We start from the raw sequence: 16,569 nt of genomic DNA on the forward strand, positions 1-16,569 counted from the left end.
TCACTTGCGGGCGGAGGTGACGCGGTAGACGTCGTACACGCCCTCGACACCGCGCACCGCCTTGAGCACGTGGCCCAGGTGCTTGGGGTCGCCCATCTCGAAGGTGAAGCGGCTCATCGCCACCCGGTCCCGGGAGGTCTGGACCGCCGCCGACAGGATGTTGACGTGCTGGTCGGAGAGCACCCGGGTGACGTCCGAGAGCAGGCGGGAGCGGTCCAGCGCCTCGACCTGGATGGCCACCAGGAACACCGAGGACTGGGTGGCCGCCCACTCGACCTCGATGATCCGCTCGGGCTGCTGGCTCAGCGACTCGACGTTGACGCAGTCGGCGCGGTGCACCGAGACGCCGTTGCCGCGGGTGACGAAGCCGACGATCGGGTCGCCCGGCACCGGGGTGCAGCAACGCGAGAGCTTGACCCAGACGTCCTCGACGCCCTTGACGATCACGCCCGGATCACCCTTGGCCCGGCGGCGGACCGCCCGGCGGGTGTCGTGGGTCGGGGTCGCGGTCTCGGCGAGGTCCTCGGTCGCGCCCTCCTCGCCGCCGAGCGCCTGGACCAGCTTCTGGACGATGTTCTGCGCGGCGACGTGCCCCTCGCCGATGGCGGCGTAGAGCGAGGAGATGTCGGGGTAGCGCATCTCGTGGGCCAGGGTGACCAGCGAGTCGCCGGTCAGGATCCGCTGGATCGGCAGGCCCTGCTTGCGCATCGCCCGGACGATCGCCTCCTTGCCGTGCTCGATCGCCTCCTCCCGGCGCTCCTTGGAGAACCAGGCGCGGATCTTGTTGCGGGCGCGCGGCGACTTGACGAAGCCCAGCCAGTCCCGGGACGGGCCGGCGTTCTCCGCCTTGGAGGTGAACACCTCGACGGTGTCGCCGTTCTCCAGGGTCGACTCCAGCGGCACCAGCCGTCCGTTGACCCGGGCCCCTATGGTCCGGTAGCCGACCTCGGTGTGCACCGCGAAGGCGAAGTCGACCGGGGTCGCCCCGGCCGGCAGGGCTATCACGTCACCCTTGGGGGTGAAGACGAAGACCTCGTTGCTGGCCAGGTCGAAGCGGAGCGACTCCAGGAACTCGCCCGGGTCGGCGGTCTCCTTCTGCCAGTCCAGCAGCTGCCGCAGCCAGGCCATCTCGTTGACGGCGCCGGCCTTGTCGTCCTTGCGGACCTGGGTCGGGGTGTCGGTGCGCACCTTGGACGCCCCGGCGACCGCGCGCTGCTTGTACTTCCAGTGCGCGGCGATGCCGTACTCGGCCCGCCGGTGCATGTCGAAGGTGCGGATCTGGAGTTCGACGGGCTTGCCGCCGGGACCGATCACCGTGGTGTGCAGCGACTGGTACATGTTGAACTTGGGCATCGCGATGTAGTCCTTGAACCGCCCCGGCACCGGGTTCCACCGCGCGTGGATGGTGCCCAGCGCCGCGTAGCAGTCGCGGACGGTGTCGACCAGGACCCGGATGCCCACCAGGTCGTAGATCTCGGCGAAGTCCCGGCCCCGGACGATCATCTTCTGGTAGACCGAGTAGTAGTGCTTCGGCCGGCCGGTGACGGAGGCGGTGATCCGGGCGCCGCGCAGGTCCGACTGGACCTGGTCGATGACGGTCGCCAGGTACTCGTCCCGCTTGGGGGCGCGCTCGGCGACCAGTCGGACGATCTCGTCGTACATCTTGGGGTAGAGGATCGCGAAGGCGAGATCCTCCAGCTCCCACTTGATGGTGTTCATGCCCAGCCGGTGCGCCAGCGGGGCGTAGATCTCCAGCGTCTCGCGGGCCTTCTTCTCCTGCTTCTCCCGCTTGAGGTAGCGCATGGTGCGCATGTTGTGCAGACGGTCGGCCAGCTTGATCACCAGGACGCGCGGGTCCTTGGCCATCGCCACGACCATCTTGCGGACGGTCTCGGCCTGCGCGGCCTCGCCGAACTTGACCCGGTCGAGCTTGGTGACGCCGTCGACCAGCAGGGCCACCGGGTCGCCGAAGTCCTTGCGCAGGGTCTCCAGGCCGTAGTCGGTGTCCTCGACGGTGTCGTGCAGCAGCCCGGCCATCAGCGTCGCGGCGTCCATGCCGAGTTCGGCGAGGATGGTCGCCACGGCCAGCGGGTGGGTGATGTACGGGTCGCCGCTCTTGCGCTTCTGCCCGCGGTGCCACTTCTCGGCGACGGCGTAGGCGCGCTCGATGTCGCGCAACAGCGCCGGGTCGGCCTTGGGGTCGTTCGCCCGGATCGAGCGGAACAGCGGCTCCAGGACGGGGTTCAGCACGCTGGAGCGCTGGCCGCCGAGACGGGCCAGCCGGGCGCGCATGCCGCCGCCGGTACCGGAGCCGCGGCCGAGCGGGGCGAGCGGGCGCGAGGAGGTCGGCGTCGGGCGTGCCGGGGTGGCCCCCGAGGGCGTGGGACGGTTTTCGGGGGTGGCCGCTTCGGCCGTGGGCACAACCTCGTCGGGCAAGGACACTCCTCGGGGCACCGGGGCCGACCCCTGCCGGGGCCCGTGCGGACCGGACGCAACCGGAAGGGGATGAATCTTCATGGTACCGAGCCGGGCGGCCCGGTGTTCATCCGGCCGGGCCCGTAAACGGAGGGACGGCGGTCGGATGATCCGACCGCCGTCCCTCCGGCCCGTCTCCGGGCCCGTCCCTCAGACCGTGACCAGGGTCTCCAGCGGGGCGCCGCCCAGGTGCCCGGCCAGCCGCTCGCGGCCGTCCAGGAAGCCCAGCTCCATCAGCACCACGACGCCCACCAGCTCGCCGCCGGCCTCCTTCACCAGGTCCAGCGAGGCCCCGATGGTGCCGCCGGTGGCCAGCACGTCGTCCACCACCAGCACCCGCTCACCGGGCTCGAAGGCGTCGCACTGCACCTCCAGCGTCGCCGAGCCGTACTCCAGCTCGTACGAGCGCCGGAACACCTCGCCGGGCAGCTTGCCCTGCTTGCGGATCGGCACGAAGCCGAGCCCGGCCGCGAAGGCCGCCGGGGCCGCCAGTACGAAGCCACGCGCCTCCAGGCCCACCACCTTGGTCGCCCCGAGCTCCTTCGCCCGGTCGGCCAGCGCCCGGGTCAGGGCAGCGAACGCCTCGGCGTCGGCGAGCAGCGGCGCGATGTCCTTGAACAGCACACCCGGCTTCGGGTAGTCCGGGACGTCCCGGATCCGGCTGTTCAGCAGCTCGGCCAGTGCGATGTCGGCGGTGGTCACGGTGGTGTCCTTAGGGTCGGGTCGGAATCAGCGCTTGGTGGACGGACGGCCCTTGGGCCGCGCGGCACCGGCCGCCCGACCGCGCTGACCGACCATACCCGCGGGCTGGTCCCCGTCCGCACCCTCGTCCGACGGCACCGCGTCCGAGCCCTCGGCCTTGGCGGCCGCGGCCCGGTGCTGCAGGACCCGCTTGCGCAGGGCCTTCATCTCCGGCTGCTCCTCCTTGAGCTGCGCCAGCAGCGGCGTGGCGACGCAGATCGAGGAGTAGGCACCGGCCGCGAGGCCGATGAACAGCGCGAGCGAGATGTCGTTCAGGGTGCCGGCGCCCAGGAAGCCGCCGCCGATGAACAGCAGCGCGGCGACCGGGAGGAGCGCCACCACGGTGGTGTTGAGCGAACGCACCAGGGTCTGGTTGAGGCCGGCGTTGGCCGCCTCGCTGTAGGTGCGCTTGTTCTGCTTGGTGAGGTCCTTGGTGTTCTCCTTCACGGTGTCGAAGACGACGACCGTGTCGTAGAGCGAGTAGCCGAGGATGGTCAGGAACCCGATCACCGTACCGGGGGTGACCTCGAAGCCCACTAGGGCGTACACACCGATGGTGATCAGGAGGTCGTGGATCAGGGCGACCAGGGCGGCCACCGCCATCCGCCACTCGAAGGCGATCGCCAGGTAGACCGTCACCAGGACCATGAAGATGATCAGGCCGGTGAGCGCCTTGTCGGAGATCTGCTTGCCCCAGCTGGGGCCGATGACCTGGGCCTCGACGGTGTCCAGCGGCACACCGATCTTCTCGGCGAGCTGCGAGCGGACCTCGTCGGAGCTCTTCGACTCGTCCGTGCTGACCTGGATGCGGATCTTGTTGTTGTCGGTCGACTGCACCAGCGGGTGCGAGGAGACGACCTGGTCGGCCTTCTCCTGCGCCTGCGAGACGGTCAGACCCGGCTTGGTCACGGTGTAGACCGAGCCGCCCTTGAACTCGATGCCCAGGTGCAGGCCCATGGCCAGGCCGATCGCCGCGACCAGCACGATCACACCGGAGATCGAGTACCAGAGCTTACGGCGCCCGACGAAGTCGAAGCTGACCTCGCCCTGGTAGAGCCGGTGGCCCAGATTGGAGAAGCGTGACACGGTGTCAGGCCTCCTTCACGGCGGCAGAGGAGGAGCTACGGCGACGGTTGCTGCGCAGCGGCGGGCGGGCGCCCAGCCGCTTCGGGTCCAGTCCGGACCACGGGTGACCGTTGGCGAAGAACTTGCGCCGGGCCAGCAGCGTGATCAGCGGCTTGGTGAAGAGGAAGATCACCACGACGTCGAGCGCGGTGGTCAGACCCAGGGTGAACGCGAAGCCCTGGACCTTGCCGACCGAGACCACGTAGAGCACGGCGGCACAGAGGAAGGACACGAAGTCCGAGACCAGGATGGTGCGCCGGGCGCGCGGCCAGCCCCGCTGGACCGCCGAACGCAGCGGGGCGCCCTCCCGGACCTCGTCGCGGATGCGCTCGAAGTACACGATGAAGGAGTCGGCGGTGATGCCGATGGCGACGATCGCACCGCAGACCGCCGGCAGGTTCAGCGCGAAGCCGATCCCGCCGCCGAGCAGGCTCATGATCGAGTAGGTCAGGGCCGCCGAGACGACCAGACCGGCGATCGAGACCAGGCCGAGGCCGCGGTAGTAGACCAGCGAGTACGCGACCACCAGCAGCATGCCGATCGCGCCGGCGACCAGGCCGGCCTTGAGCTGGTCACTGCCCAGCGCCGGGGAGACGGTGGTGATGTCGCTCTTGGTGAACTCCAGCGGCAGGGCGCCGTAGCTCAGCACGTTGGACAGGTCCTGCGCCTCGGCCTGGGAGAACTGTCCGGTGATGACCGCGCTGCCGCCCGGGATCGGGCCGTTGACCTGCGGGTGCGAGACGACCTGGTTGTCCAGCACGATGGCGAACTGGTTGGCCGGCGGGGTCTGGGTGGCCAGCTGGCCGGTGACCTTGGCGAAGGCGTCGGTGCCGGTGCCGTTGAACTGCAGCTGGACCTGCCAGCCACCACCGGTCTGGGTGTCGAGGGTGGGCTGGGCCTTGGAGACGTCCGAGCCCTTCACGGCCACCGGGCCGAGGGCCAGCTTCTCGTAGTAGCCGTGCTCGGGCTTCTGGGAGCAGGCCACCATGGCCTTGTCCTCGGCGCCGGTCTCGGCGCTGCGGACCTCGGGCTTGGAGCAGTCGAGGTTGGCGAAGGCGGCCTGCAGCTCCGGCGGAACGGTGCCCTGGGTCATCGCGGCGCTCAGGTCGGCGGCGCTCGGCGGGGTGGCCGGGGCGCTCGGGGCACCGCTGGCGGCCGGGGCCGCGGAGCCGGTGGCGGCGGCGGACGGGGCGGTGCTCGCGCCGGTGGCGGCGGCCGACGGGCTGGCAGCCTCGGCGGCCAGGGCCTCGCCGACGGCGCGGCCCTGCTTGGTGGCGCTCGCGGAGGCGGTCGGCGCGTGGCTGGCGGAGGAGCTCGCACCGGCCGAGGCCGAGGCGGTGGCCGACGGGGTGGCGCTGCCCGAGGGGGCGGCACTCGGGCTGCCGGTGGCGGCGGACGGGGTGCCGGTGGGCGCCGGCGGGGTCACACCGCTGGGCGCCACGGCCAGGACCGGGCGGAAGAACAGCTTCGCGGTGGTACCGACCTGGTCCGCCGCGTTCTGCCGGTCGCCGCCCTTGGGGATGTTCACGATGATCGTGTCCGAGCCCTGGGTCTGGACCTCCGCCTCGGAGACACCCATTCCGTTGACCCGGCGCTCGATGATCCCGACGGCGATGTCCATGTTGGACTTGCTGACCGCCTTGGGATCGGTCGACTTCGCGGTCAGCGTGATGCTGGTGCCACCGGCGAGGTCGATTCCGAGCCGGGGCTTGGTGTTGCCCGTCCCGAACATGAGGGCGACCAGTCCGACGGTGACGACCAGGATGAGGGCCAGCGCCCGTCCTGGGTAGCCGTCGCGCGGGCGCGACTTGGGTGTTGCCACCTTGCTCGTTTCTCCCTGTCCATGCCACCTCCCCGACCGGACCCCCGTCCGGCTCGTGGCGGGACGGGGACATGGCGGTTCTGCGGCCCTGAGGTCCTGTGGGCTCGCGGCACTGCGCCGCGCGGCCGGGCGATTGCCCGGCCGTACTACTTGCTCGCGGCAGCCCCGCCCTCGGCATCGCCCTTCTCGGCGCTGTCCTTGGTGAGCGTCAGCGGCTTGTCCTCGACCGGCGCGGCGTCCGCGTCCGCGTCCGCGTCCTCGGGCTCGGGCAGCTCGTCCTCGGCGGGGCGGCCGTTGATGATCGCGTCGTACTCCTGGGGGTCCAGGACGGCCGCGATGGCGCTCTTGGTGAAGTGGGTGACCACGCCGGGAGCGATCTCCAGCTCGACGGTCTCGTCGTTGACCGCCTTCACCTGGGCATACAGGCCGCCGATGGTGCGCACCCCCGCCCCGGGCTCCAGCGACGTCTGCATCTGCTGCATCTGCGACTGGCGCTTCTTCTGCGACCGGAACATGAGCACGATCGCGATGATCGGGAGGAGAAGGATGATGAGGTTCACTGCAGCCAGGGTCCTTTACGGGCCGCCGACCGGCGGCCTGTGTGGTATGGGTCGGCCCGTCAGGTGAGAGGGGCGGTCCGGCGGAGTCTAGGCGACCCCGAACTGATCGGACAACGCCAAGCATCGCATCCTGCCGCCGAAAGTGGCGACCCTCCGCCTGCACAGTTTCCCCGGACTTCTCGCCTGACTTCTCCCCGCCGTGCGGTGCCCGGCCGGGCGGGAACCGGCGGGCACCTCTCACCCGTTCAGCCCAGGCCCGTCAACTTCCGTCCGCCCGGAACAGCTCCGACTGGGCCGCCGCCGCGCCGCGGGTGGTCTGGACCGGCGGGGTCTGGACCGGTGGAGTCAGGCCGAGGTGCTGCCAGGCGGCGGCGGTGGCGATCCGGCCGCGCGGGGTGCGGGCGAGAAGGCCCTCGCGGACCAGGAAGGGCTCGGCCACCTCCTCGACCGTCTCGGACTCCTCCCCCACGGCGACCGCGAGTGTCGACAAACCGACCGGTCCACCGCCGAACAGCCGCAGCAGCGCGTCCAGCACCGCGCGGTCCAGCCGGTCCAGACCGCGGGCGTCCACCTCGTACACGTCCAGCGCCTGGGCGGCGATATCGGCGGTGACCTGGCCGTCGTGCCGGACCTGGGCGTAGTCGCGGACCCGGCGCAGCAGCCGGTTGGCGATGCGCGGGGTGCCGCGCGAGCGCCCGGCGATCTCGGCCGCGCCGGCCGGGTCTATCTCGACGTCCAGCAGCGTGGCCGAGCGGCGCACCACCCGCTGCAGCTCGTTCGGGGCGTAGAACTCCATGTGCCCGGTGAAACCGAAGCGGTCGCGCAGCGGGGGCGGCAGCAGGCCGGCCCGGGTGGTGGCGCCGACCAGGGTGAAGGGCGGCAGCTCCAACGGGATGGCGGTGGCACCCGGGCCCTTGCCGACGATCACGTCGACCCGGTAGTCCTCCATCGCCATGTAGAGCATCTCCTCGGCCGGCCGGGACATCCGGTGGATCTCGTCGAGGAAGAGCACCTCGCCCTCGGTGAGCGAGGAGAGGATCGCCGCGAGGTCCCCCGCGTGCTGGATGGCCGGGCCGGAGGTGATCCGGATCGGGGCGCCCAGCTCGGCGGCGATGATCATGGACAGCGTGGTCTTGCCGAGCCCGGGCGGCCCGCTCAGCAGCACGTGGTCGGGCGCGCTGCCGCGCTTGCGGGCCGCCTGGAGCACCAGGGACAGCTGCTCACGCACCCGCTCCTGGCCGATGAACTCTTCCAGCAGCTTGGGGCGCAGCGCCGCCTCGACCGCCTGGTCCTCGCCGTCGGCGGCGGCCGTGACCAGCCGGTCCGCAGGTTCCGAGTCGTACATCCTCGCGGGCTCCAGAGTCTCCGGTGTCGACAAAAGGACAGATCGTCAGGGGATTCAGCGAGCGCGGTTGAGGCCGCGCAGCGCCAGCCGGAGCAGCGCTCCGACGTCCGGCCTCTGCTGCGCCTCCGCCTCCGGGGTGACGGCGGCGACCGCCTCGTCCGCCTCGCGCGGGGCGTAGCCGAGGCCGGTCAGCGCGGAGTGCAGCTGCTCGCTCCACGGCGCCGGGCCGCTGGCGATCGGCTTCTGCGCGGGCACCGCACCGTGCGGGGCGCCCAGCTTGTCCTTGTACTCCAGCAGCAGCTTGGCGGCCTTCGCCTTGCCGATGCCCGGAACGGCGACCAGCGCCTTCTCGTCCCCACCGGCGACCGCGGCGCGCAGCGCGTCGGGGCTGTGCACGCCGAGGATCGCCTGCGCCAGCTTGGGGCCGACGCCCGGCGCGGCCTGCAGGATCTCGAACACCGAGCGCTCGTCGTCGTCCGCGAAGCCGAACAGGGTCAGCGAGTCCTCCCGGACCACCAGCGAGGTGGCCAGCCGGGCGGGCTCGCCCAGTCGCAGGCCGGCCAGGGTGTTCGGGGTGCACTGCACGGCCATGCCCACCCCGCCGACCTCGACCACCGCGACGCCGGAGGAGATGGCCGCCACAGGGCCTTGCACGAAGGCGATCACCGGATGCTGCCTTTCACGGAAGTGGAGCGGGCTTTCAGGGGCATGGAACGGGAGGTGGAGCGGGCGGCCTGGACGGCGGCCTCCAGGCGGTTCGTCGCCCCACCGCGCCAGATGTGGCAGATGGCCAGCGCCAGCGCGTCGGCGGCGTCCGCGGGCTTGGGCGGGGCGTCCAGCCGCAGCAGCCGCTGCACCATGGCTGTGACCTGCGCCTTGTCCGCCCGTCCGGAGCCGGTGACGGCGGCCTTGACCTCGCTGGGGGTGTGCAGGGTGACGGGGATGCCGCGCCGGGTGGCGCAGAGCATCGCGACCGCGCTGGCCTGGGCCGTCCCCATCACGGTCCGGACGTTGTGCTGGGCGAAGACCCGCTCGACCGCGACCAGGTCGGGCCGGTGCTCGTCCAGCCAGCCTTCGATCCCCTGCTCGACCAGCAGCAGCCGCTGCCCGATCCCGGCCTCGGCGGGGGTGCGCACCACGCCCACCCCGACCATCCGCAGTGGCCGGCCCGGCGCGCCGTCGACCACACCGAGCCCGCACCTGGTCAGCCCCGGGTCAACACCCAGCACCCGCACGTCACGCCCTGCCTCTCTGTGACTCGCTACTCGCCTCCGGGCGCTCCGACCCGATGCCGACGCCCTCCCCCAGCCCGGCGGCTGGGAGGTGCCCCCACGCTCCGGCGCTCCTTCGTCGCGTGTCGCTCGTCGCTTTCGGCACCGGCGCGCCCTTCGGCCCGCAGCGAAGGATCTGCGCGAAGGCTACCGTCCGGGTCCGACAACCCCGCCGACGACACCGGCCCGGCGGTCCTGGGACCACCGGGCCGGGCAGTGAGAACGATCACCCACCGACGATCACTGCGCAGTGATCACTCGGCGTCGAGCTGCGCACCGACCTCGTCGGAGATGTCGAAGTTGGCGAAGACGTTCTGCACGTCGTCGCTGTCCTCCAGCGCGTCGATCAGCTTGAGGATCTTGCGGGCGCCGTCGACGTCCAGCTCGACCTGCATGCTCGGGAGGAAGTTGGCCTCGGCCGAGTCGTAGTCGACGCCGGCGTCGACCAGCGCGGTGCGCACGGCGACCATCTTGGAGGCCTCCGAGACGATCTCGAAGGAGTCGCCGAGGTCGTTGATCTCCTCCGGCTCCTGGTCGAGGACGACCTCGAACAGCTTGTCCTCGTCCACGCCGTCGGCCTTGGGGACGATCACGACGCCCTTGCGGGTGAACAGGTACGACACCGAGCCCGGGTCGGCCATCGAGCCACCGTTGCGGGTCATCGCGACGCGCACGTCGGAGGCGGCGCGGTTACGGTTGTCGGTGAGGCACTCGATCAGGACGGCGACACCGTTCGGGCCGTAGCCCTCGTACATGATGGTCTGGTAGTCGGCACCGCCGGCCTCCAGACCGCCACCGCGCTTGACGGCGCGGTTGATGTTGTCGATCGGGACCGAGCTCTTCTTCGCCTTCTGGATGGCGTCGTAGAGGGTCGGGTTACCCGCCGGGTCGGGACCGCCGGTGCGCGCCGCCACCTCGATGTTCTTGATCATCTTGGCGAAGAGCTTGCCGCGCTTGGCGTCGATCACGGCCTTCTTGTGCTTGGTGGTAGCCCACTTAGAGTGGCCGGACATCGCCAGCTCCTTTACGTCGCCAAATGGAAATGAAACAGATGAGATCTTACCGGTGTCGTCACCGGTAAGACGCACACGGCTACCGGTGCCCTACCGGGCGGCGAGGTGCTCCTCGACCATCTTCACGAAGTAGGCGTGCACGCGGTGGTCGCCGGTGAGCTCCGGGTGGAAGGAGGTGGCCAGCAGGTTGCCCTGACGCACCGCCACGATCCGGGCCTCCGGACCGTCCGCGGCGGGCAGCTCGGCCAGCACCTCGACACCCGCGCCGACCGCCTCGACCCAGGGGGCGCGGATGAAGACGCCCTGCACCGGTGCGTCGTCCAGGCCCTTGAAGGCGATCCCGGACTCGAAGGACTCGTTCTGACGGCCGAAGGCGTTGCGGCGCACCGTCATGTCGATGCCGCCGACGGTCTCCTGGTCGTCCCGGCCGTCGAGGATCTTGTCGGCCAGCATGATCATGCCCGCGCAGGTGCCGTAGACCGGCATCCCGGCGGCGACCCGCTCGCGCACCGGGTCCATCACGCCGAACAGCAGCGCCAGCTTGGACATGGTGGTGGACTCCCCGCCGGGGATCACCAGCGCGTCGACCTCGGCCAGCTCCTCGGCACGGCGCACCGGACGGGCGAGCGCGTCGGCCTCGGCCAGCGCCACCAGGTGCTCGCGGACGTCGCCCTGCAGGGCGAGGACGCCGATGACTGGAGTGCTCACGGTCTTCAACCTCAATCGATCGTTACTACGGGAGTGCGCGGCACGGCCCGCCGCGCGCCGAGGCGCTGCGGCGGGCCGGCCCGGAAGCGAGGAGAGCGATTACCAGCCGCGGTTGGCGTAGCGCTCGGTCTCCGGGAGGGTGTCGCAGTTGATGCCGACCATGGCCTCGCCCAGGTTGCGGGAGGCGTCCGCGATGATCTTCGGGTCGTCGAAGAAGGTGGTGGCCTTCACGATGGCGGCGGCGCGCTTGGCCGGGTCGCCCGACTTGAAGATGCCGGAGCCGACGAAGACGCCCTCGGCGCCCAGCTGACGCATCAGCGCGGCGTCGGCCGGGGTGGCCACGCCACCGGCGGAGAACAGCACGACCGGCAGCTTGCCGAGCTCGGCGACCTCCTTGACCAGCTCGTACGGGGCGCGCAGCTCCTTGGCGGCGGCGTACAGCTCGTTGTGGTCCAGAGCGCGCAGGTGGCCGATCTCGTTCTTGATCTGGCGCAGGTGGCGGACGGCCTCGACGACGTTGCCGGTGCCGGCCTCGCCCTTCGAGCGGATCATGGCCGCGCCCTCGGCGATGCGGCGCAGGGCCTCACCAAGGTTGGTGGCGCCACAGACGAAGGGGGTGGTGAAGGCCCACTTGTCGGAGTGGTTGACCTCGTCGGCCGGGGTCAGCACCTCGGACTCGTCGATGTAGTCGACGCCGAGCGACTGCAGGACCTGGGCCTCGACGAAGTGGCCGATGCGGGACTTGGCCATCACCGGGATGGAGACCGCGGCGATGATCTCCTCGATCATGTTCGGGTCGGACATGCGGGCCACGCCGCCGTCCTTGCGGATGTCGGCCGGAACCCGCTCCAGCGCCATGACGGCCACCGCGCCGGCGTCCTCGGCGATCTTCGCCTGCTCGGCGTTGACCACGTCCATGATCACACCGCCCTTGAGCTGCTCGGCCATGCCGCGCTTGACCCGGGCGGTACCGATCTGCGGCTGGTCTGCGGTGGTGGGGGTGGTGGACACGTGAGACCTCACTCGAAGATAAACCAGTGCTATCGCCCTATGGTAGGCGGAACAGGTGGCCCCTCCATCTGCCACCAAGTCCAGCCTGGACGACGGGATGCGACAATCGGGCCGTATCCGGGAACAGCCTAAGCAGGCGCTCCCTCGGGGGTGAGGGCGGGCGGCGGAGCATCGTCCATCTCGAAGGCCAACGGGAACGGCGCCTTCCCCGCCAGCCGGAAGTAGCGCACCAGCCGGTGCTCCCGCACCGCCCGCGCCGCCCGCACCGCGTCGTTGTGGAAACGGCGGGCCATCGGCACCCGGCGCACCGCGGCCGTCAGATCACGAACGGCGTCCTCGCCACCCGGCTCGGCCACCAGCGCCGCCACCTGCTCCGGCTCCTCGAACACCGCCCGCAGCGCCAGGCTCAGCTGGCTCTCCGCCACCTCGCGCTGCTCGTCCTCCGCCTGCCGGGCCGCGTGCGCCGCGTCCAGCAGCAGCAGCGAGGCCGCCGGGTCCAGCAGCGAGGACGTCGCCAGCTCCATCGCTACCGAGGCCCGACGGACCAGCTGCGCGTCCAGCGCCGCCCGCGCGGCGTCGATCCGGGCGTGCAGCCGGTCCAAGCGGCCGGCCGTCCAACTCAGGTACATGCCGAAGAGCACCACGGCCACGCCGGCCCAGATCCAGGTAGTCACGGGCCGCTACGTTACCGGGTGTCACCGGCTCACCCCTGGGCGGTCGCGCTGCGGTAGCTCTCCCGGTCGATGTCCGCGATGTTCACGGCCGTGAACAGCCGCACACCGGGCCCCGGCTTCACGTGCTCGGCCAGCAGTGCCAGGACACCCTCGCTCAGCGCCGCCTTCGCCTCCGGCGTGCGGCCGGGGAAGATCTGGAACTCGACGAAGACCTGCGCGTCGGCCGGAGTCCCGGTGGTCCCCACGACGAGCACCTCGCTCCGGCGGAACACCGTCTTGCACGACTCCGGCTTCGCGTCGATGGTCTCCTCCGCGAGCCGGTTGATCGCCAGGCCGAGCGGCACCCGGTCGAAGGTGCCGGCCAGGCTGGACGAGTAGTCGACGGAGATCTGCGGCATCCTTGCCCCCATGAATCGCGGTGGTGCGGTCGCCCGACCCTAACGCCACGAACATCCGGCCCGGCCGCGGGACCCGCCGCTGCGGATCAGCCCGCCGGACGGTCCGCCGACCGGCCCGCCCTCAGTCCGCGGATCAGTCCCTGGCCAGACCGAACCGGCCGCGCCGGACGTGACTCGCCCGCTCGCCTCCGGGCGCTCCGGACCCGGCGCCGACGCTCTTCGCTCCGGCGCTCCCCCCTTCGTCGGTCGCTGGTCACTCATCGCTTTCGTCACCGGCGCGCCCTTCGACTCGGGGCGCTGCGCACGTCCTCCTCGACCACCGCGGCCTCCCCGGCCGTCACCGTCTCGTACACCGCCAGGATGTCCGCGCCCACCGTCGACCAGTCGAACCGCCGCACGTGCCGCGAGGCCGCCTTGCGCAGCTCCTCCAGCCGGGCCGGGTCGCCCAGCAGCCGCAGCGCCGTACGGGCCAGCGCGTCCGCGTCCTCCACCGGGAACAGCTCGCCGGCGTCGCCGCCGTCCAGCACCTGCTTGAACGCGTCCAGGTCGCTCGCCAGCACCGGCGCGCCCGCCGACATCGCCTCGACCAGGATGATCCCGAAGCTCTCGCCGCCGGTGTTCGGCGCCACGTACAGGTCCACGCTGCGCAGCAGCCGGGCCTTCTCCCGGTCGGAGACCATGCCGAGGAACTCCACCTGCTTGCGGACCTCGGGCGCCAGACCCGAGACGGCCTCCTCCTCGTCGCCCTTGCCCGCGACCAGCAGCCGCACCCCCGGCCGCTCGGCCAGGATCCCCGGCAGCGCCGCCAGCAGCGTCGGCAGGCCCTTGCGCGGCTCGTTGATCCGGCCGATGAAGCCGATCGTGCCCGGCTCCCCCGCGGCCGCGCCGCCGATCCAGCGCTCGTCCGGCTCGGCGCCGGCGAAGAAGCCGACGTCCACGCCGTTCGGGATCACCACCGCGTCCCCGCCCAGGTGCTCCACCAGGGTCCGCCGGGCGTACTCCGACACCGCGATCCGGGCCCGCATCTTCTCCAGGCCCGGCTGCAGGATCGGCGAGGCCGCGATCATCGCCCGCGAGCGCGGGTTCGAGGTGTGGAAGGTGCCCACCATCGGCCCGGTCGCCGACCAGGCGGCCAGCATCGACAGGCTCGGCGAGGACGGCTCGTGCACGTGCAGGATGTCGAAACGGCCCTCGCGCAGCCACCGCCGCACCCGCGCCGCCGACAGGATGCCGAAGCTCAGCCGCGCCACCGACCCGTTGTACGGCACCGCCACCGCCCGCCCGGCCGAGACCACGTACGGCGGCAGCGCCTCGTCGTCCTCGGCCGGCGCCAGCACCGAGACCCGATGGCCCAGACCGATCAGGTGCTCGGCCAGGTCCCGGATGTGGAACTGCACCCCACCGGGGACGTCCCAGTCGTACGGGCAGACGATGCCGATCTTCACGGGTTCCTCAAGCTCCTTCGGACTGGTCGTACGGGCGCGGGCTCGGACCCGGAGGTCCCCACTCCGGGTCAGGACCCGGAGGCCTCCGCCGCGGGCTCCGGCGCCGCCTCCGGGGCGGCCTCCGCGCGCACCGCGGAAGGCGTCCTCACCGTCTCACGGACCGGCAGGTCGGCCAGCCAGAACTTCTGCAGCATGTGCCAGTCCTGCGGGTGCTCGCGGATCCCCCGCTCCCACACGTCCGCCATCTCCTGGGTCATCGCCCGGGTCCGCTCCTTGCGGTCGCCCTCCTCGGGCACCACCACCTCGGGGTGGATCCGCGCCCGCAGCACCGGGCCGTCGTACCAGAGCGTCACCGGCAACAGCGCCGCCCCGGTCCGCTGGCACAGCGCCGCCGGCCCGGCCGGCATCCGGGTCGCCTCACCGAAGAAGGACACCCCGATGCCCGCCTCCGACAGGTCCCGGTCCCCCACCAGGCAGACCAGCCGACCCTCACGCAGTCGCCGCGCCAGCGTGCCGATCACGTTCACCGAACCGCCGGTCAGCGCCAGGACCTCCATGCCCTGGCCCTCCCGGAACTCGACGAACCGGTCGAACAGCCGCTCCGGCTTCAACCGCTCGGCGACCGTGGTGAACGGGTATCCCTGCTGCGCCACCCAGGTGCCCGCCAGGTCCCAGTTGCCCATGTGCGGCAGCGTTATCACCGCGCCCCGCCCGGCCTCCATCGGCCCCCGCAGGTTCTCGAAGCCCTCCACCCGGACGTCCCGGGCGACCCTGGCCCGGCTCCACACCGGCAGCCGGAAGGACTCCATCCAGTACCGCAGGTACGAGCGCATCCCGGCCCGTGACAGCGACCGCATCGCGGCCTCGTCCAGCTCCGGACGGACCCGGCGCAGATTCGCCTCCAGCTGGAGCACCCGCTTGCCGCGCCGACGCCACGCGTAGTCCGCCAGCCGGTCGAACAGCCCCCGCGCCACCGGCTCCGGCAGGTGCTTCAGCACCGCCCACCCCAGCGCGTACGCCCAGTACACCAGTCGGTCCGTCACCGCAGAACGCCCCCCATCAGCTCCCGGCCGCCGCTCGGTCGGCCTCGAACGCCTCCCGGCGCACGGTCAGCATCCGCTGGAACACCGTCACCAGGCTGCCCACCGCCACCAGCCACAGCGCCACCGGCAGCAGCCACTCCACGTACGGCACCCCGAACGTGTGCAGACCCGCGACCCCGGCCGCCACCAGGCTGGCCACCAGCCGCTCAGCCCGCTCCACCAGCCCCGACACATCACACGGCAGGCCCTGGCTCTCCGCCCGCGCCTTGGTGTACGACACCACCAGACCGCTCGCCAGGCAGAAGATCGCCACCGCGCAGAGCAGGTTGTCGTCGCCCTTGCCCGCGTACCACATCGCCAGGCCGCCGAAGATCGCCGCGTCCGCGACCCGGTCCAACGTGGAGTCCAGGAAGGCCCCCCACTTGGTGCTCCGGCCCAGCTGACGGGCCATGTTGCCGTCCACCAGGTCCGAGAAGATGAACAGCGTGATCGTGATGGTGCCCCAGAAGAACTCCCCACGCGGGAAGAACACCAGCGCACCGGCCACCGAACCGGCGGTACCGATCAGTGTCACGGCGTCCGGGCTCACACCCAGGCGGATCAGGAACGCGGCGAACGGGGTCAGGACACGTGTGAAGAAGGCACGCGCGTATTTGTTGAGCATGGCCTTCCCAGCCGCTCCGATCTCCCAGGTACCCGCCTGGCGCAGCACGCGCGGCAGACGGCCGGACGAATGAGCCCGCCCGGCGCACCCATCGTAGCCACGCCGGAGACACGCTCCGGCGCGACACCCGACCACAGGCGCCCCGTGCAGACCGGGCCGGGCCCACGACGCCCGGGCCCGCACCTCGCCGCGTTGTCGTCGGTCGCCGATGCTCCGCGGTGGCTCCCCCCTCCGCCCGGCGATGCACGCACCCGGACGCCGCAGGCTCGTCCGG

Annotated in this window: 16 protein-coding genes; all 16 read right to left on the reverse strand. The window is 71.5% G+C overall.

The annotated features are described in order from the left end of the window. Positions 1–2,436 (reverse strand): bifunctional (p)ppGpp synthetase/guanosine-3',5'-bis(diphosphate) 3'-pyrophosphohydrolase, encoded by a 2,436-nt coding sequence (locus ABZW30_RS06110; protein ID WP_355669832.1) that lies wholly within the window; start codon positions 2,434–2,436, stop codon positions 1–3. A 189-nt stretch (positions 2,437–2,625) separates the two neighbouring features. Continuing rightward, positions 2,626–3,177 carry an adenine phosphoribosyltransferase gene (locus ABZW30_RS06115; protein WP_355669833.1) on the reverse strand — a complete coding sequence of 184 codons (552 nt, stop codon included), beginning with the start codon at positions 3,175–3,177 and terminating at the stop codon, positions 2,626–2,628. A gap of 27 nt (positions 3,178–3,204) precedes the next feature. Beyond that, positions 3,205–4,302 carry a protein translocase subunit SecF gene (gene secF, locus ABZW30_RS06120; RefSeq protein WP_355669834.1) on the reverse strand — a complete coding sequence of 366 codons (1,098 nt, stop codon included), beginning with the start codon at positions 4,300–4,302 and terminating at the stop codon, positions 3,205–3,207. Between the two features lie 4 nt (positions 4,303–4,306). Further along, positions 4,307–6,073: a protein translocase subunit SecD gene (gene secD, locus ABZW30_RS06125; RefSeq protein WP_355669992.1), complete on the reverse strand. Its 1,767-nt coding sequence runs from the start codon at positions 6,071–6,073 to the stop codon at positions 4,307–4,309. A gap of 236 nt (positions 6,074–6,309) precedes the next feature. Continuing rightward, entirely contained in the window at positions 6,310–6,723 is a 414-nt protein-coding gene (gene yajC / locus ABZW30_RS06130; protein ID WP_355669835.1) for a preprotein translocase subunit YajC, read from the reverse strand. Positions 6,724–6,982: 259 nt separating this feature from the next. Continuing rightward, the gene (gene ruvB / locus ABZW30_RS06135; protein WP_355669836.1) at positions 6,983–8,068 is read right to left on the reverse strand and encodes a Holliday junction branch migration DNA helicase RuvB; all 1,086 of its coding nucleotides are present in this window, start codon (positions 8,066–8,068) and stop codon (positions 6,983–6,985) included. 54 nt (positions 8,069–8,122) lie between these two features. Further along, entirely contained in the window at positions 8,123–8,734 is a 612-nt protein-coding gene (ruvA, locus tag ABZW30_RS06140) for a Holliday junction branch migration protein RuvA (protein ID WP_355669837.1), read from the reverse strand. After that, on the reverse strand, positions 8,731–9,303 hold the full coding sequence (gene ruvC, locus ABZW30_RS06145; protein WP_355669838.1) for a crossover junction endodeoxyribonuclease RuvC: 573 nt from the start codon (positions 9,301–9,303) through the stop codon (positions 8,731–8,733). The genes ruvA and ruvC overlap by 4 nt, the downstream gene beginning before the upstream one ends. A 290-nt stretch (positions 9,304–9,593) precedes the next feature. Next, on the reverse strand, positions 9,594–10,352 hold the full coding sequence (locus tag ABZW30_RS06150) for a YebC/PmpR family DNA-binding transcriptional regulator (RefSeq protein ID WP_049651428.1): 759 nt from the start codon (positions 10,350–10,352) through the stop codon (positions 9,594–9,596). Positions 10,353–10,442: 90 nt separating this feature from the next. Continuing rightward, on the reverse strand, positions 10,443–11,060 hold the full coding sequence (gene pdxT, locus ABZW30_RS06155; protein WP_355669839.1) for a pyridoxal 5'-phosphate synthase glutaminase subunit PdxT: 618 nt from the start codon (positions 11,058–11,060) through the stop codon (positions 10,443–10,445). A 99-nt stretch (positions 11,061–11,159) separates the two neighbouring features. Then, positions 11,160–12,071 carry a pyridoxal 5'-phosphate synthase lyase subunit PdxS gene (gene pdxS / locus ABZW30_RS06160; RefSeq protein ID WP_031072591.1) on the reverse strand — a complete coding sequence of 304 codons (912 nt, stop codon included), beginning with the start codon at positions 12,069–12,071 and terminating at the stop codon, positions 11,160–11,162. Positions 12,072–12,199: 128 nt separating this feature from the next. Continuing rightward, on the reverse strand, positions 12,200–12,700 hold the full coding sequence (locus ABZW30_RS06165) for a hypothetical protein (protein WP_355669993.1): 501 nt from the start codon (positions 12,698–12,700) through the stop codon (positions 12,200–12,202). A gap of 74 nt (positions 12,701–12,774) precedes the next feature. Beyond that, entirely contained in the window at positions 12,775–13,143 is a 369-nt protein-coding gene (locus ABZW30_RS06170) for an isomerase (protein WP_355669840.1), read from the reverse strand. A 269-nt stretch (positions 13,144–13,412) separates the two neighbouring features. Beyond that, the gene (locus ABZW30_RS06175; protein ID WP_355669841.1) at positions 13,413–14,588 is read right to left on the reverse strand and encodes a glycosyltransferase family 4 protein; all 1,176 of its coding nucleotides are present in this window, start codon (positions 14,586–14,588) and stop codon (positions 13,413–13,415) included. Between the two features lie 68 nt (positions 14,589–14,656). After that, on the reverse strand, positions 14,657–15,631 hold the full coding sequence (locus ABZW30_RS06180; RefSeq protein ID WP_355669842.1) for a phosphatidylinositol mannoside acyltransferase: 975 nt from the start codon (positions 15,629–15,631) through the stop codon (positions 14,657–14,659). A 16-nt stretch (positions 15,632–15,647) separates the two neighbouring features. Beyond that, positions 15,648–16,295, reverse strand: coding sequence for a phosphatidylinositol phosphate synthase (gene pgsA / locus ABZW30_RS06185; RefSeq protein ID WP_355669843.1), 648 nt, complete (start codon positions 16,293–16,295; stop codon positions 15,648–15,650). Between the last annotated feature and the right edge of the window lie 274 nt (positions 16,296–16,569).

The organism is Kitasatospora sp. NPDC004669, assembly GCF_040609455.1.
Classification (GTDB): Bacteria; Actinomycetota; Actinomycetes; order Streptomycetales; family Streptomycetaceae; genus Kitasatospora.